The following is a 23598-nucleotide window of genomic DNA, read 5'->3' as shown; positions in this document are numbered from 1 at the left end:
TATCTCCTGTAATTTTTTAGCTGTTTAACAGATGGTCGCTCAGCGCCTGCAATGTTTTTACTTTTTGCGAGGTTGGCACCAGCACCGAAATATTGTAACGGCTTCCTCCGTACGAGATCATTCGGATGGGGATTCCGTCCAGCGCATGGAAAACCTTCGACGCAAAACCATGTTCTTCCTGGATAATATCGCCCACAATGCAAACAATCGACAGATCGTGGTCGATTTCCACGGAACCAAACTTATTTAACTCTTCGTGAATCGCCTCCAGGTTCTGCACGTGGTCAATCGACAGGGAAACGGCAACCTCCGAAGTGGAGATCATATCGATGGGTGTGCGGTATTTCTCAAACACCTCGAAGATGCTTTTTAGAAAACCGTAAGCCATCAACATTCGTCCCGAACGAATTTTAACCGCGGTAATTCCGTCTTTGGCAGCCACAGCTTTAATTCCTTTTCCATCCGATTCTGCGGTTATCAATGTTCCTCCATCTGAAGGATTCATCGTGTTTTTCAGGCGAACCGGGATGTTCTGAACCCGTGCCGGCAACACGGTTTGCGGATGCAGGATTTTTGCACCAAAATAGGCCAACTCTGCCGCCTCGTTAAACGACAGTTGTTCAATTTTCCGGGTGTTCTCCACAAAGCGCGGGTCGTTGTTATGAAAACCATCAATGTCCGTCCAAATCTGAATTTCTTCGGCATCAATGGCCGCCCCGATCAAAGAAGCAGTGTAGTCGCTTCCCCCTCTTTGCAAATTACTAATGTCGCCATTGGCATCAAGGCAAATAAATCCCTGTGTAATATAATAGTCGGCCTCCCCGGCTTTATCGATCACGGGTTTAATGTGCTCCCGGATGTACACCATATCAGCAGACTTGTCTTCGTCAATTTTCATGAACTCAAGAGCGGGCAGAAGCTTGGTATTGTATCCGTTTTCGTTCATCAAAACCGTTACCAATTGGGTAGAAATAATCTCTCCCTGCGCCAGAATGGTATTTTCGCCCACCTCCGTAAAAACGCCGGCAGTAAAAGATTTGATGGTATCAAAACTGGCCTTCACAATGGCGAGGCCGGCCTTTTTGTTTTCTTCCGACTGAAACAATTCGGCAACCACCTGCTTGTACTTGGCTTCCAGTTTACCGATGGCAATATTCGCACTGTCCTTGTTCTTTTTGTGCAGAAAATTTGAGATTTCAACCAAAGAGTTGGTTGTTCCCGACATGGCCGAGAGTACTATTATTTTATTCTCGCCATCAGTCACCAGGTTCATCACAGCCCGCATATTCTCAGGCGAGCCAACCGATGTTCCTCCGAATTTCAATACCTTCATACCTATAAATTTTCAATCGATTTTCGAATTATTTTAAAAAGTCTGTTTGATAGCCGTCTTAACTGCTTATCAGTGCAATAAAACAAAAAAGCCCGGATTTTGTGCGAAATGCCCCCCGCTTCATCTTCACTTTTACAATAGATTTAAACTCTCCATAAAACGCCGGCACGATTACCTTTGCAAAGCCCGTTTTTTCAGCATACTCAAAACCTAAAGAATTGGATACAGACAGGTCCTAAAAAATATACGAACTCCTATTAAAGTCGCCCAAAAAAAGCCCATTAAAACAATAAAAATCAACTTCATTACAAATGACAAATAGAAATTAAACCGGGAGTTAAACATGAATACCAGGCAACAATATTGGTACCCGGCTTTTCCCGACGCTTTAAACGCCGGGAAACACTGACCCTTACACTTTTAGTTTTTCAAGAAAAAACTCAACCATTCCAATGCCCGACTCATCTTCAATTCCAATAGCCGGAGCATAGATCACAGCCTCCAGGCCCAACTTATCCGCTTTGTTCTTCAACGCTTTGGCATGCAAGGGATGATGATTCAGCTCATCTTCACTTCTGGGAATGCCTCCTTCGGCTTTATTCAGCACAAAAAAAGGTGGGGCCTTTTGATCCATCTTCCCCAAAAAATCGAGATCCTGCCGAATGGCGGTTTGCTTGTACAAATCCATTCCTTCCGGCGATTTAAACCCAAAGGCACGTGCAATCACCAGCAAATCCTGCGGACTTTCCATTTCGGGCAAACCCAGTATTCCTGACCATTGCAGAATATCGTAAGTTGCCTGCGTGGCAAAAGCTCCGGCACAAACAATCCGGGTTGATTCGCGCAAAACAGGATCAGCATTTTGAGGATCGGCCATATCTTCTGAGAAAGCCAGCCACAAACAGGTCCCGGCTCCTGCAGACCCTCCGGAGCAGGCAATACGGTTTTTATCTATGTTGTATTTTTCGGCATGATGACGAATGTATTGCAGACACCTTTTGGAATCAGACATACTACCCAGAATACCATACGGAGGTTCGTTCAGGTAACGGTAATTAATGGTGGCAACCGAAACACCCGCTTTCAGGAAACGGGGCCAGTCTTCCGAATCGTAGTACCTCGACTTATCGCCACCAATAAACCCGCCGCCGTGTATAAAAATTACAAGCGGTGTCGGTTCTTCCGAATCGGCCAACCAAATATCAAAGGTATTTTTTTCGTGATCACCGTAACGTTCGTTACAGAAAGTAGCGCGCACGCCCGCCGAATTGACAGGCTCCATCATTTGCTGCTGTTCCTCCATAGATTTCAAAAATAGGGGAACAAATGTAAAAATATTGCCTACACGAGCCAAAGACAGGCCTGATTATTTATCGAAGTCCTGACAAACAACTGCTTGCTCTGGTTAAAACGTCCCAAAAATGGCGTGCTTTTCCGAATTAAAATAAATGGTGGAATAAATATGAAAATTCTCTTTATTGGTCGTGAGTTTTCGCTCCATGTACAAAACGGGTTGCCCCGGCTTTAAATGCAGCAACTGCCCGATCTTTACAGTTGGTTTTACCGCCTTCAGCTTTTGCTCGCCACCAATAATTTCAATCTGGTAATTTTGCCGCAAAATCTCAAACAACGATTTATTCTCGAACGAACGCTGTGCAATCCGCGGCAGGTAAATATTCGGAAGATGGTTGATATCATAAAAAACCGGCTCCTCTTCCACATACCGCAGCCGTTCCATGTAAATACAGCCCGACTCCTGTTCGAGTTCCGAAAGCTCAAAGGGAAAATCTTCAGGCCAGGCTTGCACCGCTGGTTTTTGCAGGATATCTGTTTTCAGGTAACGCACCCCAACTGCCGAAGCTGTTCCGGCAATTGAAAGAATACCAATATTCTGCGGAGGTTTTCGCACAATACTTCCCTTGCCCTGTTTTTTGAAAATAAGGCCGTCTTTCACCAGCGTCTCCAAAGCATGACGCACAGTGGGGCGCGTCATCTCATAAACGGCACTTAATTCATTCTCAGAAGGCAAAAGATCACCCTCCTGATACACCCCGGTCAGAATTCGTTTCCGGAGCACCTCGTACAACTTCCGATATTGAGGTAAATTTTCCATGTGACCTCAAAGTTAAAATTTTTTTAAAATATGGCAACACAACTTGTAAATACAAGTTATAAAATATAATTTTACATCCGCATTTTAGAATATCACTATTTAATTGATTTATTGATATTTAAAAACAAGCACCAATATTATTTGTATTTACAAGTACGACAAATTAATAAAACGATCAAATATGGCAACACCTGTAATGATGCCACGACAAGGACAATCAGTTGAATCATGCATCCTTGGACAATGGCACAAAGAAGTAGGAGAAGAAGTCAACGAAGGCGACATTCTGTTCTCCTACGAAACCGACAAAGCCTCGTTTGAGGAGGAAGCCAAAGAAAGTGGCATTTTGCTGGCTACATTTTTTGAAGAAGGCGACGAGATTCCGGTATTGACAAATGTGGCGGTAATCGGTAAAAAAGGAGAATCAATCGAAGAATTCAAACCCGGAGCTTCGGAAGGAGAAGCAGAAAAAGCTCCCGAGGCAGTAACAGAAGATGCGCCCAAGGTTATTGAATTTGAAGTAGAAGAAGACCAGGCAGGAGCACGACTGCGAATTTCGCCGCTGGCCCGTAACATGGCAGAGAAAATGGGTGTTGACATCCAGACGCTGAAAGGCACCGGCCCACACGGAAGAATCATTGCCCGCGACATTGAAGAAGCCGCACAAAAACCAGTTGCCAAAGCAGTTATGGAAGCGCCGGCAGTAAAAGCCGCTCCCGTGAGTAAACCTGCGCCCGCAGCTGTTCTAGAAACCGGAGATGATTTTGAAGTAAAAGCCATTCCGAATATTCGCAAGCTGATTGCCAATGCAATGCACCAATCGCTGCAAAACTCGGCACAGTTAACGCACCACATGAGCGCTGATGCCCGCCAGTTAATGAAACTGCGCAAGAAATTCAAAGCTCAGCTCGAAGCGGGCGAAATCAAACAAAACGTTACCATCAACGACCTGGTTTGCTACGCTGTTATCCGCGCTTTGGAAAAATATCCGCAAGCAAACACGCATTTCCTGGGTGATAAAATGAGATGGTTCAAGAAAGTTCACCTTGGGCTAGCCGTTGACACAGAGCGCGGATTGATGGTACCCGCATTAAAAAATGCCGATGACCTTTCCATAACCGGTCTTTCAGGTCAGTTAAAACAATTGTCGACCGCAGCCCGTGCCGGAAATGTAAATCCTGATTTACTAAGCCCTGCTGCCGCTACTTTCACCGTTTCGAACCTTGGAAATTACGGCGTGGAAATGTTTACGCCGGTGATCAACCTGCCGCAAACTGCTATACTGGGAGTCTGTACCATTGTTCCGCGCCCGAAAGAACTGGAAGACGGAGTCTATGGTTTTGTTCCGATGATGGGACTCTCGCTGACTTACGACCACCAGGCACTTGACGGCGGAGAAGCAACGCTGTTCCTGGCTGAAATCAAAAATCAAATCGAGAATTTACAAGTTTAGAGTTCAGTGTTCAAAGTCCAAAGTATGTTCTACTCTGAACACCGGACTTTAAACTCTGAACTGGCTGTTAGAATTTTGAAAAACATATAAATCAGACAAAATGCCAAAAGTACAATATATAAACCCGGACGAAGTACGTAAACCCGGTCAGATTGAGTTCAAACCTATCCCGGTAAACCAGTACAACAAAACAATAGAAGACGAGAAAGAAAATTTCTCGAACGACGACCTGATTCGCATTTTCCACGACATGGTGGTTATCCGCGAATTTGAAACCATGCTCAACCTCATAAAAACACGGGGGGAATACAACGAGGTTCCCTACAACCACCCAGGCCCCGCTCACCTTTCCATCGGGCAAGAAGCTGCGGCAGTTGGGATGGCTTACACCCTGGGAGTGGAAGACTTTATTTTCGGATCACACCGCAGCCACGGCGAAATTCTGGCCAAAGGTCTTTCGGCCATTTCCAAACTCAGCGACGAGCAACTGGAAAAAATCATGGACTCGCATTTTGACGGAATTACTGCCGCACCGGTAAAAGCCGGCCACACCGGAACCACCAAGGAACTGGCCATAAAATTCCTGATCTACGGAACGCTGGCTGAAGTTTTTGCCCGCGAAACCGGCTTCAACAGAGGACTTGGCGGATCGATGCACGCTTTCTTTACGCCCTTTGGTGTTTACCCGAATAACGCCATCGTTGGAGGCTCGGGCGACATTTCGGTGGGTGCTGCGCTTTACAAAAAAGTAAACCGCAAACCGGGCATCGTGGTGGCCAACATTGGTGATGCATCAATGGCTTGCGGCCCTGTTTGGGAAGGCCTGACATTTGCCACCATGGACCAGTTTAATGAATTGTGGGAAGGCGACATGAAAGGTGGACTGCCGCTGATCATTAACATTATGAACAACCAATACGGAATGGGCGGACAAACCTGCGGCGAAACCATGGGATATAACATTGCAGCCCGCATTGGTGCCGGATTGAACGACGACCAAATGCATGCCGAACGTGTGGACGGTTACAACCCGCTGGCAGTGATCGACGCTTACAAACGGAAAAAGAAAATTCTGGAAGAAAAACGCGGTCCGGTGCTGCTCGATGTGCTGACTTACCGTTACAGCGGCCACTCGCCTTCCGACGCCTCATCGTACAGATCAAAAGAGGAAGTGGAAGCCTGGGAAGCGCAGGATTCAATTATCTGGTTTGGAAAAGAACTGGTTAAAGCAGGCGTTGCCACCGAAGAACAACTGGAGGCGATCAAAGCGGAAACTACCGAGTTGATTACTTATGCGCTGAAACTGGCCATCGACGATGAAGTTTCGCCACACATGAACATGAAAAAACATCCGAACCTGATCGGAGAAATGATGTTCAGCAACCAGTCGGTGGACAAAATGGAAGACCGCCCTGTGGAAGTAAACCACCCGATGGAAGAAAACCCACGCGTTCAGCAACTGACCAAAAAAGAGCGTTTCATGTTTGATCAAAACGGGAAGCCTCATTCAAAAATTAAAACCTACGGATTACGCGATGGTATTTTCGAAGCCATTGTTGACCGCTTCTACAAAGACCCAACTCTGATTGCCTACGGAGAAGAAAACCGCGACTGGGGCGGCGCATTTGCTGTGTACCGCGGATTAACCGAGGCACTTCCCTACCACCGTTTGTTTAACTCACCCATTGCGGAAGCATCGATTGTTGGAACCGCGATTGGCTATGCGATGTGCGGTGGCCGCGTTATTCCGGAGATCATGTACTGCGACTTCCTGGGCCGCGCCGGCGACGAAGTTTTCAACCAGCTTCCAAAATGGCAGGCCATGAGTGGCAACGTACTGAAAATGCCGGTGGTGATCCGTGTTTCGGTAGGTTCAAAATACGGAGCGCAACACTCGCAGGACTGGACTGCTTTAGCGGCTCACATCCCGGGATTAAAAGTACTTTTCCCGGTAACTCCTTACGATGCAAAAGGCTTAATGAACGCAGCTCTCCAGGGAACCGACCCGGTTATTTTCTTTGAAAGTCAACGCTTGTATGATATTGGCGAGCAGTTCCACAAAGAAGGTGTTCCGGCAGAATACTACGAACTTCCGATGGGCGAACCGGATATCAAGAAAGAAGGAAGCGACGTAACCATTCTGACCATTGGCGCTACTTTGTACCGTGCTTTGGATGCCGCCAAAACACTGGAAGAAAAATACGGAGTATCGGCAGAAGTGATCGATGCACGTTCACTGGTTCCGTTTAATTACGAACCGGTAATCGAATCGATCAAAAAAACCGGCAGAATCGTTGTTTCGGGCGATGCATCGGCACGCGGATCGTTCCTGCGCGACCTGGCATCGAACATTACCGAGCTGGCTTTCGACTACCTTGATGCACCGCCGGTGGTGGTGGGCTCGCGTAACTGGATCACTCCGGCACACGAACTCGAAGACTATTTCTTTCCGCAACCCGAATGGATCATCGACGCCATCCACGAAAGAATTGTTCCTTTAAAAGGCCATGTTTGTGAAAATGATTTTACCGAGGCAGAACAATTGGACAGGAATGCCAGAGGTATTTAATTCATAGTTAAGGATGCACTAGTTGGTAAAAGCATCCAAAGTTTTGGTTTTTATTAGAATTAAAACCGGTTTCAGAGGAAGCCGGTTTTTTTATGACTTCAGCAGTTACTCAGATGGCTAAAACTTCTATTTCCACAGACAATTAACTTTGATAATCAATATTTTTATTTTTCAAAACTTTTTTTTTTAATTTTATTCCCAACTATAAAAACCACCATACATTATGAGACCCAGTAATACACATCCAATAATTCTCAAAAAACAAGACCATGTAAATTATCCCAAAAGCAACTCATATTTTAACCCAGGGCGGTTAACACATCCGTCCATTAAACATTCCAAATTATGAAAAAGCTATCTGTATTAATCTCGGCATTGGCACTTCTTGCCATTCTTAGCGCTTGCAATAAAGATGAACTCCTCCCATCTCAAATGCCTCCTGAAGAAATAAGCACAGAAAACTATATCATTAAAGAAGGGCAGATGTTACTGGGCGAACAACTCAAAAACCCGTATTCTGTTGAAAACATGAAGATTGCCTATGAAAGTACTGAATGAAAATAAACTCAAATCGGGATTAAAAATAGAACCCACACATTATTATGTGCGTTTTAGACCCAAAGACGAGAAAGAAAGGCATCTAATAGTACGAGACACAACTCTTTACGTTTACGATTATCCGCTGGATGTTGAAATAAAAAGAGGAGGCACACATTACCATGATCCGAAAATCCCGAAAAATGAAATTACCTGGCAGTACACAATTGTACCTATTGACTATGAATTTCCGAAGGTGCAATACCAGAAACTGGCAGATTTGTATTTACCTGAATACGGAAGAGAATTGACTGAACTAAAAAGTGCTAGAATTGAACATTTCGATTGGCTGAAACTCGAAAACGAAGCACTGCGTATTACCGGAAACATAGAGGAAAAGACACAAAACGAAAGCACATTAAAATCTACAAGCTGGCGACCTGCCGGAAACATAAAAGTGTTTGACGATATTATCGATTCTTACTCTACCCGGATTAAAATTTTTAGCCATTATGATTATTTCTACTGTGACACTGGCGAACCAGTTAACACAAGCGATCCAACAGTAGAGGCACCGGCAGAAGAAGAAAATACAGGCGAAATTCCCGAGGGCGAGAACATTTGTGCCAGGCCCATATATAATTATATAACCAGCAGTGTCAACAGCCACTATATCCCGCTGGAAGGGGTTGAAGTGCGCGCCCGCAGATGGTTTACCACCTATTCGGACATTACCGATGCAAATGGCAATTATGTATGTAATGGGACTTTTGACAGAGATGCCAATTACAGCATAAAATGGGAAAGGGCCGATTTTGACATACGAGATGGCTCTTACGGTCAAGCCTATTTTAATGGTCCCGATATGACCGGCGACTGGAATCTTGTAATCAGAGATGAAGGCCTTAGTCCAAAATCATTTCTTTTTGCACATATTTTCAGGGCGGCTTATACCTATTATTACAAAAACTATTTATGGGGAATTAAGACTCCTGACGAAAGAGGGTTTCTTGAGCAAAGACTTCATATTGGAGGTAGAGTTGAATCCAATTTTGCTTCACATTTTTTTGATTTTAATGTACTTTTTCAGTCATCAACCGTACTAATACATCAAAATGATAAAAATAGTCAAGAGATTTTTGGAACCACCATCCATGAGTTAGCTCATGTGTCACATTGGGATGCTGGAGGATTTTCTGATATAAATTGGCTTTTAGATAATCGAATGACCGAAAGTTGGGCAGAAGGAGTTGAAGCAGTTATTACAAATGATGTATATGACACGAATAATTATGGTACAAATCAAAATCGAACAATTGCAAGTATGACGACTGACGGTGGTGATTTTGATGGCTATACATCCATTGTTTGGGATTTGATTGATAATGTAAATCAACGAATGGATTTATACGGAGGGAATACTGCTTATGTTAACGACCGGGTTTCTGGCTATACGCTATCTCAGATCGAAAATGCGTTACCTAGCCTTTTGGGTTCTTGGTGGACTTGGCGTTCTAACCTAGTAGACGACAACAATAATCCAACAGAAGGATATGTTACAGAATTATTCCAACAACTAAACTAATCCGTTATGAAATACATTGTAACATTATCATTGGCAATTTTATTGTTTGCTTGTGAAAAAATAAGTTATTACGAGTTGGCAATTAATAACACTACTGAACATGAGATTAGAATAGAGGCGTTTTTTAAACAAAACGAATTGGAGGTAATTAATATTCCGGCAAACGATATATATACCCGTTCAGTGTCAAAAGAGAAGAATGAAGATATTCCCATTATTTTTTCAACTTCATTGATTGACTCGGTAAATATTATTTTTGATTCTGTAAAAATAATTATCCAAAACTGTGACCAATCTGTTCTCGAGTATTGTCCGGATGTGTATCGAAATATCTTACGGTTATATGACGAATATGAAAAAGAAATAAAGGGTAAGGATTCTTATTACTATACCTACACCATCACCGAAGAAGATTACAACAACGCTGTTCCAATAGAATAGTAATATCGGTTGAAATAGATCCGGCCTCTTTCGAGGCCTGATCTATTATCGCAGCAAATTCAGAGGAATCAGTTTACCTACCATTCTTCCTCGTAAAATGATATGTATAAATCAGACTAAATCCGCTATATGCATTAGGCACATGACTATCAAAATGAACCGGGAATTTGCCGACTTCTGCATTCAAGCCCTTTACTGCTTTATCAAAATGAATATTGTTGCCACCAAGGTATAATTTCATGGCCCAGTGCCTGGAGAAGGAACCCCACAAACCAATCTCAAAACCACGAAAAAAATGTCCATCGGACTTAGACGATGCTTTTATTGCCTGGCCTGTTTTGTAATACTCCAGTTTCCCATCCACCGAAATAGCGCTTGTAACCCCGCCCACCATGGAGACAAAACCCTGAATACGGGTAACATCATCATCGTCGCGCCAAACAGGCAGATATGCAGTAAGCTTTCCCCGGACTAACCGGAAACTACCACTCATTTCCCGCAGATACAGTTTCTCATAAGCCCCAATGCCAGCCGAAGTTTTTTGTAGGTCGTAACAGCTTAACCACCCAAAGCCACCACCCAAATCGAGGCCAAAGTAGGGGGAAGGCTTCCATTCGTGCGATAAATCTACCAGCCCGAAATGATTACAGCCCTCGCGGGCAATATTTGTCCAACCATTAATGGCAAAGCTATTTTCGCGGGCAGGTTCCTGCGCTTTGGCTGAAGCTATTGAAACCAACAGCAAGCCGGCCATTAAATACCTGATGATGCTAAACATATTTTCAATGTAATAAGTCATACAACTTTCAACTATTCTCTTCTTGCATCAAACCAATCAAAAGACCCGAGAACATCTGCCAACACAGTCGCGGGATCTTTCTTATTTCGTGGCTTTATGTGCTTACGAGCAGGGGCTCATGTGCATGAGATAAATATAAATGACTTATTGAAAAAAACACTGCACAGATATCATTTTCAAGCAGTTTAGAATTATTCTAAAGCTATCTGACGAAACTAATTTTAATACATCCTCAGCGGCTGCCCTATCTGCAGTACCGAATTCTCAGAAATGTTATTCAGGCGGCAAATATCCTTGATCGGGGTTTTGAATTTTCTCGATATCACCCAAAGCGAATCACCTGAGCGTACTTTGTAGTACTCGGGAATAGCAGCATTGTTCGAATATCCCTTGGGCTTTAAAGTTTGATGCAAAGCCACGAGTGTTTCAAAATTTCGGGCTTCGTCCCTGATTTGCTGACCGCCAAAGTCAAACACCAGTTCGGGGTCAAAAGCCCTTCCTTCCTGATGTATCTCGAAATGCAGGTGCGAGCCCCGGGCACGGCCGGTACTCCCAGCTAACGCGATGGCTTCGCCTTTGGCCACCCATTCTCCCTCTTTTTTCAAAAACTTTGAAAGATGGGCATAATAAGTTTCGATGTTATTGGCGTGCTGAATAATGATAATATTTCCAAAACCGCTCCCCCAGCCCGACCGGGTAATGTTTCCGTCGTTAACCGCATAAACAGTATCGCCGCGTTCCATTTTCAGATCGGTACCGTAATGCATCCTTCCCGAACGTGGACCGTAATCGCTGATCACTTTTCCACCGTTTCCGGGGATAAGAAAACCTGCCAGGTAATTTTCGTATTGTTCTTTTTCCTGACTTTTTATGACTTCGTATTCAGCTAAAGAAACAGGTGCTTCCAAACCGGGGACAATTACCAGTTCATCCGTGTTTACATACTGTGCTTTACTCTGAAAACCAATAAAAAAAAGAAGTAGTAAGAATAGAAAAGCTCCTCTCATACGATAAAAATCGGGTCAATTTCACGCAATAGTAGTGAAAAATATGTTTTCTGCGACATCCGGCTTCGGCTTTTAGAAACGCTAACAAATCATTTACGAACCATTAACAAAGCTGTCAGGCAGGAAATTTTCGCCAGGCTGCCAGAAACAACAGAACCCAGCCGCCAATAAAACTTAAGCCACCAATGGGCGTAATGGCCCCCAGTATTTTAATTCCGGAAAGCGACAAAACATACAGACTACCCGAAAACAAAACAATCCCGGCAAACAATAAAATAGCCGACCATTTCAGGTAAACCGAAGGCATAAAAAACGACAAAACGCCCACCAGCAATAAGCCCAAAGCATGGTAAAAGTGATATTTAACACCCGTTTCCCAGGTTTGTAACATTTCGGAACTTAGATGCGTTTTTAAGGCATGTGCACCAAAGGCACCCAATCCGACTGCCAGCGCCAGCAATGCGGCTGACAATAATATGATAATTCTACTCATTTGAATTGATTTTATTTTATGCATGAACAACAAGAAAAGCCGTATGAAAGTTTCCCGGCCCCGTAATCTTTAAAACAGGATACCAAAGGACACCTGAAAATAAGCAGTTTTGTTTCTTTGTACCTAAATTCAGATCAGAATATTATGACACAGGCAAAAAGCATATTTACCACCTTCCCCGACACGGAAGACTTATTAAAATGGTACAAAGGACAGGCGGCAAAAGCAGTCCCGAACATTAACGGACACATACACACGCCGCACTCGTTCAGCGCCTTCTCAAACATTGAACAGCCTTTTGAAATGGCAAAAGCGGAAGACGTTTCGGTTTTGGGCATCAACGACTTTTATACCACCGACGGCTATAACGAATTTGCGGAAATGGCTCAAAAGCACCAGATTTTCCCACTTTTCAACATTGAGTTTATGGCGCTGCAGAACGATCTGCAACAAGCTGGTATTCGGGTAAACGACCCCAGCAACCCCGGCCGCACGTATTTCAGCGGGAAAGGACTTCGCCAACCAGCGAAGATGAGCGAGGCCTCTCTCCAAAAGATCAGCAGTCTGCAAACCGAAAGCAACCGCCAGACTTACGAAATGGTGGAAAAGCTAAATGCTTTCCTGGCAGAAAACGCTATCGATCTTCAATTCGACGCAGCGGAACTGCAAAACCGTTTGGCAAAAAACCTGTTTCGCGAACGCCACATTGCACAGGCGATACGGATTGCGGTGTTTGAAAAAGAAGACACCGACCTGGGTAGAGCCAAACTTTTCAATGCCATTTTCCAGGGGAAAGCGGTTAAATCAGCCATCGACGATGTAGCCGGGTTGGAAAACGAAATACGCGGCAACCTGTTAAAGGCGGGCGGCGCTGCTTTTGTGCCGGAAGATCCCAAAGCTTTTCTTTCGTTGGAAGAAGTGAAAGAACTGATTATTGATGCTGGCGGAATTCCGTGTTACCCGGTTTTACTGGATTTTGGCAACGCTAATTTCACCGACTACGAAGCCGACAAAGAAAAACTGCTGGCCGAACTAAAAAGCAAAAATGTATTTAGCATTGAGTTGATTCCGGGAAGAAACAACTTCGATATTTTCAAGGACTTTGTACAGTTCTTCCACCAAAACGACTTTGTGATTACTTTCGGAAGCGAGCACAACACTCCGCAACTCGATCCGGTTAAACTATGTTGTGGCGGCGGCATCGATCTGGATGAAGAACTTAAACAAATTAATTACGAAGGCACTGCCATTGTTGCTGCTCACCAGTACCTGGTTGCCAACGGAAAAGAAGGTTATTTAAACGGGCAAATTGCCAAAACCGAAGAAAAAGCCGCCTTTGTTGAATTAGGAAAAGCGGTAATCGCAAAATTTCTAAGTATGTAATTCGAACTCTGCGAGAAACTCAGTGCTCTCTGTGGTTAGTCGGTTGAAGGATTTTTTACCACAGAGGACACAGAGAAGACACAGAGAACCACAAAGAAATAAAAACCATGAACCAGGGAATTAAAGATTTAATTGAAGTTTCGCGCAGCTACGGTCGCCAAAAGGAATACGTGATTGCAGGCGGAGGAAATACTTCGTTTAAAACGGACGATCAGCTTTGGGTAAAAGCAAGCGGATTTGCTTTGTCAACCATAGGCGAAGAAGGTTTTGCCGTGATGGATCGCAGCAAGCTGGCTAAAATATCAGTAAATGAATACAGCTCCGATCCTTTTGAGCGTGAAAGCCAGATAAAAAATGATTTAGCCGACGCGACGATAACAAAAGACAAGCGTCCTTCGGTGGAAACATCGTTCCACAATGCCATCAACTACAAATTTGTAGTTCACCTGCACCCAACTGCGGTAAACGGAATCATGTGCAGCAACCAAGCAGAAAAGTTGGTAAAGCCTGTTTTTGGCAACGAAGCGGTTTACATTCCTTACATCGACCCCGGTTACATTTTATTCAAAGCAGTTGAAGCCAAAATCATAGCGTTCAGAGCAGAAAAGGGATACGACCCGAAAGTTATTCTACTTCAGAACCACGGCATTTTCGTTAGTGCTGATACCATTCAGGAGATCACTGATATTTACGACGGGATTATCGCCAACATCGAAAAAGCAGTTTCCAACCCGGTGGATGAAACGGTACTTCCGGTTGCTGAACACGTAACCGAAGTAGTTCCCGCCATTCGAGCCATTGTTTCGCAGGAAGGGCTGAAAACGATCAAAGTAACGAACTCGGCACTGGTTGAAAAATTCAATTCAGGCGCTGAAGCGTTCGAAAAAGTGAATTACCCATTCACACCCGATTTGATTGTTTACTGCAAGTCAAAATACATTTACATCGATGAAGTTTCATCGTCTGAAGCAACCATCGAAGCGTTTAAGACAAAATACGAAGCCTTTGTTTCCGACAATGGATTTGGGCCAAAAGTAGTTTTCATAAAAGGCATCGGAATGCTTTCGATTGGCGACAATGCAGCACAGTCGAATATCATCAAAGAGGTTTTTGAAGATGCCATGAAAATTTCGTGGTTGTCGGAATCGTTCGGCGGTCAGCATTTTATGACACCCCAACAGATCAACTTCATCGATACCTGGGAGGTGGAGAATTACCGCCGTAAAGTTTCGGCAGGAGCCGCTGCCGGTCGCGTTGAAAACAAAATTTCGATTGTTACCGGTGCTGCACAGGGATTTGGCGAAGGAATCGCCCGTGTTATGAAAGAAAACGGTTCGAACATCGTGGTGGCCGACCTCAACGAAGCAGTTGGTAAAGCTACCGCTGAATCGTTCAACGAAATAAAAAACAGCAGCCGTGCCCTGTTCGTTCAAACAAATGTTGCTGATCAGGAATCGTTAAAGAACCTGATGCACCAAACCATTTGCGAATTTGGCGGACTGGATGTATTTGTAAGCAACGCCGGTATTTTACGCGCCGGAGGATTGGAAGAAATGACACCCGAGAGTTTCGACCTGGTTACAAAAATCAATTACAACGCCTATTTCTACTGCACAAAAGCGGCTACGCTAATTATGAAATTGCAGAACAAATACAATGCTTCGTTGTATGCCGATGTGATTCAGATTAACTCAAAATCGGGTTTGGCCGGAAGCAAGAAGAACTTTGCCTACGCCGGTGGAAAATTTGGTGGCATTGGTTTGACCCAGTCGTTTGCACTGGAGTTGGCACCCGATAGAATTAAGGTGAATTCAATCTGCCCGGGTAACTTTTACGAAGGCCCGCTTTGGAGCGATCCTGAAAACGGATTGTTTGTGCAGTACCTAAATGCCGGGAAAGTTCCGGGTGCAAAAACCGTAGAGGATGTAAAAGCGTTTTACCTGGCACAGGTTCCGCTGGGAAAAGGCTGTTCTCCGGTGGATGTGGCCAAAGCGGTTTTCTATGCCATCGACCAGGAAAATGAAACAGGACAGGCCATTCCGGTTAGTGGCGGACAAATTATGCTGAATTAGTTGATGACATTTAAAGCGATCATATTCGATTTAGACGGCACCCTGCTTCATTCGATTGTGGATATAGCAGATGCCTGCAACCATGTGTTGAAACAAAACAATTTGCCAACACATGATACTGAATCGTATGTTTCGTGGATTGGGAACGGGGCAGCTAAGCTGGTGGAGCGGGCACTTCCCGACCACATAAAAAACGATGCGAACAAACTGGATTGTTTCGTTCAGGAATACAAAGATTATTACCTCGCCCATTTGATGGTGAAAAGCCATTTGTACGAAGGAATCGACAACGCTCTTGCTTTCCTGAAACAACAAAAAATACCGTTTGCAGTAAATACAAACAAGCCACACAGCCAAACCATACCGATCGTAGAAAATTACATGAAAGATTTTCTTCCTGACCTGGTATTCGGTCAACAAGATAATATTCCGAAAAAACCTGACCCGTTTGCAGCCAATCTGATTGCGGAGAAATTCAAGGTAAATAATAAAGATGTTCTGTTTGTGGGAGACTCCTATGTTGACATAAAAACGGGTAAAGCCGCCGGAATGCAAACACTCGGAGTGACCTGGGGATACGGCAAATCTGAAGATATGGAAGAAGCAGGTTGCGTTGATTTTATAAACAGCCCTGCCGAGTTACTGGAGATTGTAAAAAGAAGCACCAAATATTAATGGAGTGCAAGATTTGAAATTAAAATGGTAAATAAGTTGATAACCGACTCTCCCTCTTCTCCCTCTCTACGCGTAGAGACGATCCCGAGTGCTCGGGATCAGGGTGAGTGCAATCACAAAACCATAAATTATTCAAGTCACGGCAAAAGAAAGAATTAAAATAAGAAACAGATATGAAAACAAAAGCAGTAAGATTATACGGAAAGAAAGATTTGCGTTTGGAAGAGTTTGAACTCCCGCAAATCAAGGAGGATGAAATTTTGGCAAAAGTAGTAAGCGACAGCATTTGTATGTCGAGCTACAAAGCTGCCACACAAGCAACTGACCACAAACGTGTTCCCAACAATATTTCCGAAGAACCGATCGTGATCGGGCACGAATTTTCAGGAGAGATTGTAGAAGTAGGTGCAAAATGGCAGCACAAATTCAAGCCCGGTCAGAAATATTCGATCCAACCGGCTATTTACTATGAAGATGGCCCTGTGGGTATTTTAAGCGCTCCCGGATACTCTTATCAACACATTGGCGGTGATGCCACTTATGTGATCATTCCGAAAGATGTGCTGGAGCAGGATTGTTTACTGGCTTATGACGGCCCCGGATTTTACCCGGCTTCGCTTTCAGAGCCCTTAAGCTGTGTAATTGGTGCCATGCACGCCAACTACCACACTAAACCCGGTTCGTATATTCACGAGATGGAAATAGTTGAAGGTGGCAAAATGGCGATTCTTGCGGGTGTAGGCCCCATGGGACTGGCTGCTATCAATTACGTAGTCAGTCGCGAAGACCGCAAACCATCACTCCTGGTAGTTACCGATATTGCTCAGGATCGTTTGGATCGTGCCGCTGAAATTTTCCCGGTGGAATGGGCGAAAGAAAAAGGTATTGAGCTTGTTTATCTGAATACAGGAAATGTGGAAGATCCGGTGAAAGCATTAAAAGATGTTTCGAGCGGAGAAGGTTACAACGACGTATTTGTTTTTGCTCCGGTAACACCGGTAGTTGAACAGGGCGATGCCATTCTGGCTCACGACGGTTGTCTCAACTTTTTTGCCGGCCCTTCTGATACCGAATTCTCGGCAAAACTGAATTTCTACAACGTTCACTATGCTTACACGCACATTGTAGGAACTTCGGGTGGAAACAACGACGACATGGTGGAAGCCCTCGACGTAATGAGCAAGGGACTTGATCCTGCCGGATTAATCACCCATATTGGCGGATTGAATGCAGTGGCGGAAACTACACTGAACCTGCCCAATATTCCGGGAGGCAAAAAACTGATTTACACGCACAAAAATCTTCCATTGGTTGCTATTTCTGACTTTGCAGAGCGGGGAAAAACGGAACCGTTCTATGCTGAATTGGCCGATCTGGTAGCCGAAACGAAAGGTTTGTGGAACGTAAAAGCTGAAGAATATTTGCTGGCGAACGCGCCGGAAATCTAAAATATTACCGGACAGGCTGACGAGACAACGTTAGCCTGTCCCCCATTACAATTACAGGATAAGCATCCGGATTCAGCCATTTTAGAAGTTGTTCCATATCCCTCTCCGAAACAGCCACACAACCAGCCGTAGTCTCGTCGGCTTTTTCCCGCAGATGTATAAATATCGCACTTCCCTTTCCCTTAACTACCGGATCAGTATTGTATTCGATCACCAGGCAATATTTGTAGTAGTCGCTTTTCAGCTTCAACTTTTCAAATGATTTAGCGTTGGTTTCACCTTTCACATGTTTGTTGTAATCCTCGGATTCAGGATCGTCGATCCACTTGTCTTCATCGGTTGAGATGGTGTAAGGCATTTTTGTATTGAGGGTATCGGCATAAGTAAACAACTGCCCCAGGCTAAAAACACCCGAAGGAGATTTTCCGTCGCCCTCCAGTTTCTCGCCAAGTGCAGCAAAACCATTCCGACCAATCCCGGCAGCTAGGGGACCTATTTTAACATTCCAATTATTATCTGCTTTTTCCAGGGCAAAAAGGCTGGCCTGAGTATTTCCGGACTGTTCAGCAACTGCAACTAACAGCTGATCAACATTTGCCGGAATGGATGATTCCTGCACTTTTAGAATTTGCCTGATCTGTTCCGTTTCTGATTTGGGAGAGGAACACGCCCAAAGCAGCAGGAAAATAAAACCCAGGTATTTCAAATATTTGAAAGAATCGTTTCGCATAGCGCGAAAGATAAGGAATATCCGTCACAATTTTCGTTACCGCCCGGGAAGTCAAACTACGGCGGATTTATCGCCAATAAAACAATGCTCCGTTACTTTTTCACTTCCAGCTCGCGCAAATGCTCCATCTTTTTTCGTTCCAGGAACTCGCGGATACTTTCTTCGTATTCTTTTACGCGTTTATTTCCAAACTCATACACTTTATGAACCAATCCATCCAGAAAGTCGCGGTCGTGCGATACCAGAATCAAGGTGCCATCGAATTCCATTAAAGCCTGTTTCAGGATGTCTTTTGTCCTAATATCCAGGTGATTGGTAGGCTCATCAAGAATCAACAGGTTCACCGGTTCGAGCAACAATTTGATCATTGCCAGCCGCGTACGTTCTCCCCCCGAAAGCACACTTACCTGTTTGTCCCAGCTATCGCCGCCAAACATAAAAGCTCCCAGAATATCTTTGATTTTGGTACGAATGTCTCCTTTTGCCACATCGTCGATGGTTTGAAAAACGGTTAGCTTTTCATCCAGCAACGAAGCTTCGTTTTGCGAAAAGTAGCCGATCATTGAATTGTGCCCCGGGCTTAACGTTCCGCCGTGTTCCAGTTCTCCCATAATGGCTTTAACCAGCGTCGTTTTTCCTTCACCGTTCTTGCCGACAAAGGCCACTTTATCTCCGCGGTGAATCGTAAAAGTTGCCCCCGAGAACACCAGATGATCGCCGTACGATTTTTCAACCTGATCGGCAATTACAGGAAAATTTCCTGAACGAGGCGACGGAGGAAAGCGAAGTTTCAGGTGAGAGGTGTCCATTTCGTCCACTTCCACCAACTCCAGTTTTTCCAGCATTTTTACGCGCGACTGCACCTGCAATGTTTTTGAATACGTTCCTTTGAAGCGCTCGATAAACTGCTCGGTTTCCGCAATCATTTTTTGCTGATCGTCGTATGCTTTCTGTTGTTGCTCGCGGCGCTCTTTGCGAAGTTCCAGGTATTTCGTATAATTCACTTTGTAGTCGTAAATACGTCCCATGGTAACTTCAATCGTGCGGGTGGTAATGTTATCGACAAAAGCCCGGTCGTGCGAAATCACAATCACGGCCCTGGCTTCGTTCACCAGGAACTCTTCGAGCCATTGCACCGATTCAATATCGAGGTGGTTGGTAGGCTCATCGAGCAAAATCAGGTCGGGCTTTTTAAGCAGAATTTTGGCGAGCTCGATTCGCATACGCCACCCCCCGCTAAAATCGGAAGTCGGCCGCTGAAAATCTTCCCGTAAGAAACCCAGTCCCAATAAAATCTTTTCAACTTCTGCATCAAAGTTTATCTCGCCCTGGCTGTATAGTTTCTCACTTAAATCAGATACTTCCTCAATAATCTTGCTGTATTCATCCGATTCGTAGTCGGTTCTGACGGTGAGCTCGTGATTCAGTTCATCGAGCCTTTTTTGCATGTTCAGCACATCGGAAAAAGCCTGCGAGGCCTCATCAAATAAACTGCGGCTGTTATCCACAAGTAAATGCTGCGGAAGGTAGGCAATTACTGCATCTTTGGGCGCCGAAACTTTTCCTGCTGAAGGAGTTTGAACGCCTGCAATAATTTTCAACAAAGTTGATTTTCCTGCGCCATTCTTCCCCATCAAGGCAATACGGTCCTTTTCGTTCACCACGAAATTGATGTCTTTAAACAAAGTTGTCCCGCTAAATGTAACCGCCAGTCCGTCAATCGAAATCATAATTATCTTCTGAAAATAAGGCCGCAAAGATAATCATCCGTCCGGTAAGTTTTCCATGGAATTAATTTTACCGTTTCCTTTTCACAAATGATAATATTTCCCGGGAGAAAACACTCAGTCGTGGTGAAATGCTTATACTTGCAATTCAAAACAGCAGAAGTCATGAAAGCATTTTACACCCTTATAGATCTGTTAATAGGTTTTTTACTGGCCATTCAGGGAAGTATCAACACCCAGCTAACTACTTTTTTAAAGCATCCGATTCAGGGAGCGCTTGTTAATTTTCTGGTAGGTTTTATTTGTTTGCTGGCTCTCAATGTTATTTTCAAAACGCAAATCCCTGATTGGGGGCACGTAAAAACAGCGCCCTGGTATTTACTGGCTGGAGGAATGCTCGGAGCTATTTTTGTTTCGTCGGTGATCTTTTTTATTCCCCGGATTGGAGTCAGCACGGTATTGGCAGCTTCCATTGCAGGGCAATTAATTGCAGCTTCCATTATCGACCACTATGGTTTTTTCGGATTAAACGTTCACCAGATTTCAGCCGGACGCATCGCCGGAATTCTATTGCTGATCAGTGGAATCTTTCTGATACAGAAGTACTAAATCACACCTTCCCAGGTGTCTTTGTGCTTAATCTTTCCGCGATTCCAGGTAGCTCAAACCTATCCGCAAATCGCCGTAGCTGAATTCATTTCCCAAGGCTTCGCGTGCAGGTGTCAAATTGCGTTCCTTCGTATTTTTGAAATACTCTAACATTTTTTCAAGCTTTTCTTTTGTGAGAAACTGAAACACGTCCAATTCGCCTGTTTTTACAAAATGAGCGAGATGCCCCTCGATTGTGTTTTCAGTATAAGCACGCTCTTTGGCAATTTCTGCCACTGTTTTTCCCGACTGAAACATCTCCATACTCACCTTCTTGGTATCCACTTTTGGCTTTTTCTCCTTTTTCGGATTTTCCTTTAGCGGAATTTCTCCGCGATCGATATGGTTCTCCTCGCAGTAGCCCCGGATTTCTTCGATGATCTCAGCCCCGAACTGCTCAATCTTTTTGGGTCCCATTCCATTGATAAGTTTCAGGGAAGCTTTATCCACTGGAAGATAATGCACCAACTCGAGCAAAGATCTCTGAGCAAAGATCATGTACGGAGGAATACCCTCTGCCACCGACTTCTCGTAGCGCCAAGCCCTCAAATGATTGTAGAGATCGGGATGCGGAATATGTTCGGAAGAAAGAACTTCTTTGGCTTTCGAGGCCTTTCGCTTAACGCTGGCAGTGTCGATGAGCACATGAGCCCGCGCTTCCATTATTTCTTTTACTGAGAATCCTTCCTTACAAACGGCATAAGCCGCCAGCTTTATCAATGCTTCGGCTTTCAAATCATCGGCGCGGCCGGTGATCTGCTTCCGAAGGGCACGGTTGTCCACTTCCAGATCAAGCTCATCCAGCGCATCCACAATAATCGCCTGGACTTTTGTTTCAAAATAGTCGGCTGCCTTTTTAATGCGCTCGTCCAGCTTTTCATTTTTCCCTACATCGGGATTCGCTTTTAAATATTGGTCGATCTGTATTTGAAATTTTTCAGCCACCTCAATCAGTTCGTTTTGAATGAGCGACTTCATCTCCCGGAAACCGTTAATCACGGGCTGTGTAAAACTCCCGGCATTTTCATCGATGGTTTTTAAAATCTGGTTAACGAGGTACATTTCGCGGTAAAAGCGAAAAAGTTCACCCAGTTGTTCGCGCTGGAAAGCCTGTTTCGCCACTTCCAGTTCCTTTTCTCCGGGCGGGTTTGCTTCCACTTCCTGAATAAAGCCGTTCACCGTTTTGTCAGAAATAATACTGTGGCCGGCAATCGGAGTCCGAAGCACCAGTCCGTCGAGCGTGCGGCAGCGGCTAAGCGCCACATACACCTGCCCGTGCGCAAACGAAGCTTCGGCGTCGATAATCGCCTTATCGAACGTAAGTCCCTGGCTTTTATGAATGGTGATGGCCCAGGCCAGCTTCAGCGGTATCTGCGAAAACGAGCCCTCCACCTCTTCTTTAATTTCCGAGGTATCTTTATCGATGGTGTATTTTACATTCTCCCACAAAAGTGAGGTCACTTCAATTTCGTCTTCTTCTCCGGGACATTGAACCCGCACCGTATCTTCATCAAAACTAGTAATCCGCCCGATCTTACCGTTAAAAAAACGTTTCTCTGCTTCCGGATCATTCTTAACAAACATTACCTGGGCGCCCTCTTTCAGGCGCAGGCTCGCTTCGGTGGGAAAAGAATACTCCGGGAAATTCCCTTCAATGCGGGCGTCGAACGTTTGCTCTCCTGACGAAAGACTACGCAGCTTATGCTCATTCATACGCTGTGCCTGTGCATTGTGCGTACAAAGGGTAATGTAGCCTTCCTCGTCGGTTGGTTTGAAATGCGGATTGCAACGGCTGTTAAGTTCAGTCCGCGCCGCTTCATCCAGCAAATTTTCACGCACCTTGTTCAGAATTGAAATGAATTTATCGTCCTGTTGCCGGAAAACCTGGGTAAGCTCGATGCTGACATACGAAGTCTCGCGGAGTGCCTTGCTGCTAAAAAAGTACACGGTGTTGTACTCGGCCCTTAGCAATTCCCATTCGTCTCTTTTTACCACCGGCGCCAGTTGCTGCAAGTCGCCAATCATCAGTACCTGGGCGCCGCCAAAAGCTTTTTGCCGGTTCCGAAAGCGACGCATCACCCGGTCGATGGCATCCAAAACATCGGCCCGCACCATACTTATTTCGTCGATCACCAACAGATCGAGACTGCGAATGATATTGATCTTTTCCTTGCTAAAACGCATTTGCCGGCTGTCTTCTCCCGGTTGCCCGATCTGCGGGCCAAAATTCAACTGAAAAAAGGAGTGAATGGTTACCCCTCCGGCATTGATGGCCGCCACACCCGTTGGAGCGACTACAATCATACGCTTGGGCGAACGAAGTTTCAGATTTTTCAGAAAAGTGGTTTTGCCGGTTCCTGCCTTACCTGTCAGAAAAACATTCTGCCCGGTATACTGAATAAAATCAAACGCCAGCTCGAGTTGTTTGTTGGTTTGCATTGGTTGTCCTTTTTTAAACCTGCATAAAGATATTGAATTCCTTGTAGTTTCAGAAATAAGAAAAGAGGCTGACCCAGCCAGTCAGCCTCTTCGAGAATCCCATTGAGTGTTACCTCAACCTAAAGCAGAACACTTTAGTTTTTATA

Annotated in this window: 19 protein-coding genes; 10 read left to right on the top strand and 9 right to left on the bottom strand. The window is 44.6% G+C overall.

Features of this window, described 5'->3' with window-relative positions:
• Window positions 1–16 precede the first annotated feature (16 nt).
• From D1614_RS05085 to D1614_RS05075, 3 genes are all read right to left on the bottom strand, one after another.
• The gene (locus D1614_RS05085; protein WP_119436811.1) at window positions 17–1333 is read right to left on the bottom strand and encodes an aspartate kinase; all 1317 of its coding nucleotides are present in this window, start codon (window positions 1331–1333) and stop codon (window positions 17–19) included.
• Window positions 1334–1745: 412 nt separating this feature from the next.
• Window positions 1746–2636: an alpha/beta hydrolase fold domain-containing protein gene (locus D1614_RS05080; RefSeq protein WP_119436810.1), complete on the bottom strand. Its 891-nt coding sequence runs from the start codon at window positions 2634–2636 to the stop codon at window positions 1746–1748.
• 102 nt (window positions 2637–2738) lie between these two features.
• On the bottom strand, window positions 2739–3446 hold the full coding sequence (locus D1614_RS05075; RefSeq protein WP_119436809.1) for a GntR family transcriptional regulator: 708 nt from the start codon (window positions 3444–3446) through the stop codon (window positions 2739–2741).
• Between the two features lie 181 nt (window positions 3447–3627).
• Here D1614_RS05075 and D1614_RS05070 point away from each other — a divergent pair, with 181 nt between their 5' ends.
• From D1614_RS05070 to D1614_RS05050, 5 genes are all read left to right on the top strand, one after another.
• Window positions 3628–4899, top strand: a complete 1272-nt coding sequence (locus D1614_RS05070) for a dihydrolipoamide acetyltransferase family protein (RefSeq protein ID WP_119436808.1) — start codon at window positions 3628–3630, stop codon at window positions 4897–4899.
• A 100-nt stretch (window positions 4900–4999) separates the two neighbouring features.
• The gene (locus tag D1614_RS05065; RefSeq protein WP_119436807.1) at window positions 5000–7468 is read left to right on the top strand and encodes an alpha-ketoacid dehydrogenase subunit alpha/beta; all 2469 of its coding nucleotides are present in this window, start codon (window positions 5000–5002) and stop codon (window positions 7466–7468) included.
• Window positions 7469–7813: 345 nt separating this feature from the next.
• Entirely contained in the window at window positions 7814–8026 is a 213-nt protein-coding gene (locus D1614_RS05060) for a hypothetical protein (protein ID WP_119436806.1), read from the top strand.
• Complete coding sequence (locus D1614_RS05055; protein ID WP_119436805.1) at window positions 8010–9590, top strand: hypothetical protein; 1581 nt, start codon at window positions 8010–8012, stop codon at window positions 9588–9590. Before D1614_RS05060 ends, D1614_RS05055 begins: the two co-directional genes overlap by 17 nt.
• 6 nt (window positions 9591–9596) lie before the next feature.
• The gene (locus tag D1614_RS05050) at window positions 9597–10031 is read left to right on the top strand and encodes a hypothetical protein (RefSeq protein ID WP_119436804.1); all 435 of its coding nucleotides are present in this window, start codon (window positions 9597–9599) and stop codon (window positions 10029–10031) included.
• Between the two features lie 73 nt (window positions 10032–10104).
• On the opposite strand, the gene D1614_RS05045 is transcribed toward D1614_RS05050, so the two are convergent.
• The 3 genes from D1614_RS05045 to D1614_RS05035 form a co-directional block, all read right to left on the bottom strand.
• Window positions 10105–10830 (bottom strand): hypothetical protein, encoded by a 726-nt coding sequence (locus D1614_RS05045; RefSeq protein ID WP_119436803.1) that lies wholly within the window; start codon window positions 10828–10830, stop codon window positions 10105–10107.
• A 221-nt stretch (window positions 10831–11051) separates the two neighbouring features.
• Entirely contained in the window at window positions 11052–11837 is a 786-nt protein-coding gene (locus D1614_RS05040) for a peptidoglycan DD-metalloendopeptidase family protein (RefSeq protein WP_119436802.1), read from the bottom strand.
• A gap of 115 nt (window positions 11838–11952) precedes the next feature.
• Window positions 11953–12330: a DUF423 domain-containing protein gene (locus tag D1614_RS05035; protein WP_119436801.1), complete on the bottom strand. Its 378-nt coding sequence runs from the start codon at window positions 12328–12330 to the stop codon at window positions 11953–11955.
• Window positions 12331–12474: 144 nt separating this feature from the next.
• Between D1614_RS05035 and D1614_RS05030 the strand changes: the two genes are divergently transcribed.
• The 4 genes from D1614_RS05030 to D1614_RS05015 all read left to right on the top strand — a co-directional run bounded on the left by D1614_RS05030 (window position 12475) and on the right by D1614_RS05015 (window position 17908).
• On the top strand, window positions 12475–13713 hold the full coding sequence (locus D1614_RS05030) for a PHP domain-containing protein (RefSeq protein ID WP_119436800.1): 1239 nt from the start codon (window positions 12475–12477) through the stop codon (window positions 13711–13713).
• 107 nt (window positions 13714–13820) lie between these two features.
• Window positions 13821–15785: an SDR family NAD(P)-dependent oxidoreductase gene (locus tag D1614_RS05025; protein WP_119436799.1), complete on the top strand. Its 1965-nt coding sequence runs from the start codon at window positions 13821–13823 to the stop codon at window positions 15783–15785.
• Window positions 15786–15788: 3 nt separating this feature from the next.
• Window positions 15789–16460: an HAD family hydrolase gene (locus D1614_RS05020; protein ID WP_119436798.1), complete on the top strand. Its 672-nt coding sequence runs from the start codon at window positions 15789–15791 to the stop codon at window positions 16458–16460.
• A 173-nt stretch (window positions 16461–16633) separates the two neighbouring features.
• The gene (locus D1614_RS05015) at window positions 16634–17908 is read left to right on the top strand and encodes a zinc-binding dehydrogenase (RefSeq protein WP_119436797.1); all 1275 of its coding nucleotides are present in this window, start codon (window positions 16634–16636) and stop codon (window positions 17906–17908) included.
• A 4-nt stretch (window positions 17909–17912) separates the two neighbouring features.
• Here the strand turns inward: D1614_RS05015 and D1614_RS05010 are convergent, their stop codons facing one another.
• Both D1614_RS05010 and D1614_RS05005 read right to left on the bottom strand, forming a co-directional pair.
• Window positions 17913–18638: a L,D-transpeptidase family protein gene (locus D1614_RS05010; RefSeq protein ID WP_119436796.1), complete on the bottom strand. Its 726-nt coding sequence runs from the start codon at window positions 18636–18638 to the stop codon at window positions 17913–17915.
• Window positions 18639–18730: 92 nt separating this feature from the next.
• On the bottom strand, window positions 18731–20368 hold the full coding sequence (locus D1614_RS05005; protein WP_119436795.1) for an ABC-F family ATP-binding cassette domain-containing protein: 1638 nt from the start codon (window positions 20366–20368) through the stop codon (window positions 18731–18733).
• 162 nt (window positions 20369–20530) lie between these two features.
• Here D1614_RS05005 and D1614_RS05000 point away from each other — a divergent pair, with 162 nt between their 5' ends.
• Window positions 20531–20974 (top strand): DMT family transporter, encoded by a 444-nt coding sequence (locus D1614_RS05000; RefSeq protein ID WP_119436794.1) that lies wholly within the window; start codon window positions 20531–20533, stop codon window positions 20972–20974.
• Window positions 20975–21001: 27 nt separating this feature from the next.
• Here D1614_RS05000 and D1614_RS26410 read toward each other — a convergent pair whose 3' ends face one another.
• Window positions 21002–23452 carry a helix-turn-helix domain-containing protein gene (locus D1614_RS26410; protein WP_119436793.1) on the bottom strand — a complete coding sequence of 817 codons (2451 nt, stop codon included), beginning with the start codon at window positions 23450–23452 and terminating at the stop codon, window positions 21002–21004.
• Window positions 23453–23598 lie beyond the last annotated feature (146 nt).

The sequence above is a fragment of the Maribellus luteus genome (genome assembly GCF_003576475.1).
Lineage (GTDB): Bacteria > Bacteroidota > Bacteroidia > Bacteroidales > Prolixibacteraceae > Draconibacterium > Draconibacterium luteum.
Note: the sequence above shows the minus strand (reverse complement) of the source record. Positions and strands in the feature narration are given on the sequence as shown.

Coding starts and splice junctions, on each gene's coding strand:
- D1614_RS05050 (WP_119436804.1), top strand. CDS start 9,597: ATGAAATACATTGTAACATTATCATTGGCAATTTTATTGTTTGCTTGT.
- D1614_RS05055 (WP_119436805.1), top strand. CDS start 8,010: ATGAAAGTACTGAATGAAAATAAACTCAAATCGGGATTAAAAATAGAA.
- D1614_RS05030 (WP_119436800.1), top strand. CDS start 12,475: ATGACACAGGCAAAAAGCATATTTACCACCTTCCCCGACACGGAAGAC.
- D1614_RS05000 (WP_119436794.1), top strand. CDS start 20,531: ATGAAAGCATTTTACACCCTTATAGATCTGTTAATAGGTTTTTTACTG.
- D1614_RS05060 (WP_119436806.1), top strand. CDS start 7,814: ATGAAAAAGCTATCTGTATTAATCTCGGCATTGGCACTTCTTGCCATT.
- D1614_RS05040 (WP_119436802.1), bottom strand. CDS start 11,837: ATGAGAGGAGCTTTTCTATTCTTACTACTTCTTTTTTTTATTGGTTTT.
- D1614_RS05075 (WP_119436809.1), bottom strand. CDS start 3,446: ATGGAAAATTTACCTCAATATCGGAAGTTGTACGAGGTGCTCCGGAAA.
- D1614_RS05065 (WP_119436807.1), top strand. CDS start 5,000: ATGCCAAAAGTACAATATATAAACCCGGACGAAGTACGTAAACCCGGT.
- D1614_RS05005 (WP_119436795.1), bottom strand. CDS start 20,368: ATGATTTCGATTGACGGACTGGCGGTTACATTTAGCGGGACAACTTTG.
- D1614_RS05045 (WP_119436803.1), bottom strand. CDS start 10,830: ATGACTTATTACATTGAAAATATGTTTAGCATCATCAGGTATTTAATG.
- D1614_RS05080 (WP_119436810.1), bottom strand. CDS start 2,636: ATGGAGGAACAGCAGCAAATGATGGAGCCTGTCAATTCGGCGGGCGTG.
- D1614_RS05085 (WP_119436811.1), bottom strand. CDS start 1,333: ATGAAGGTATTGAAATTCGGAGGAACATCGGTTGGCTCGCCTGAGAAT.
- D1614_RS26410 (WP_119436793.1), bottom strand. CDS start 23,452: ATGCAAACCAACAAACAACTCGAGCTGGCGTTTGATTTTATTCAGTAT.
- D1614_RS05070 (WP_119436808.1), top strand. CDS start 3,628: ATGGCAACACCTGTAATGATGCCACGACAAGGACAATCAGTTGAATCA.
- D1614_RS05025 (WP_119436799.1), top strand. CDS start 13,821: ATGAACCAGGGAATTAAAGATTTAATTGAAGTTTCGCGCAGCTACGGT.
- D1614_RS05015 (WP_119436797.1), top strand. CDS start 16,634: ATGAAAACAAAAGCAGTAAGATTATACGGAAAGAAAGATTTGCGTTTG.
- D1614_RS05035 (WP_119436801.1), bottom strand. CDS start 12,330: ATGAGTAGAATTATCATATTATTGTCAGCCGCATTGCTGGCGCTGGCA.
- D1614_RS05010 (WP_119436796.1), bottom strand. CDS start 18,638: ATGCGAAACGATTCTTTCAAATATTTGAAATACCTGGGTTTTATTTTC.
- D1614_RS05020 (WP_119436798.1), top strand. CDS start 15,789: ATGACATTTAAAGCGATCATATTCGATTTAGACGGCACCCTGCTTCAT.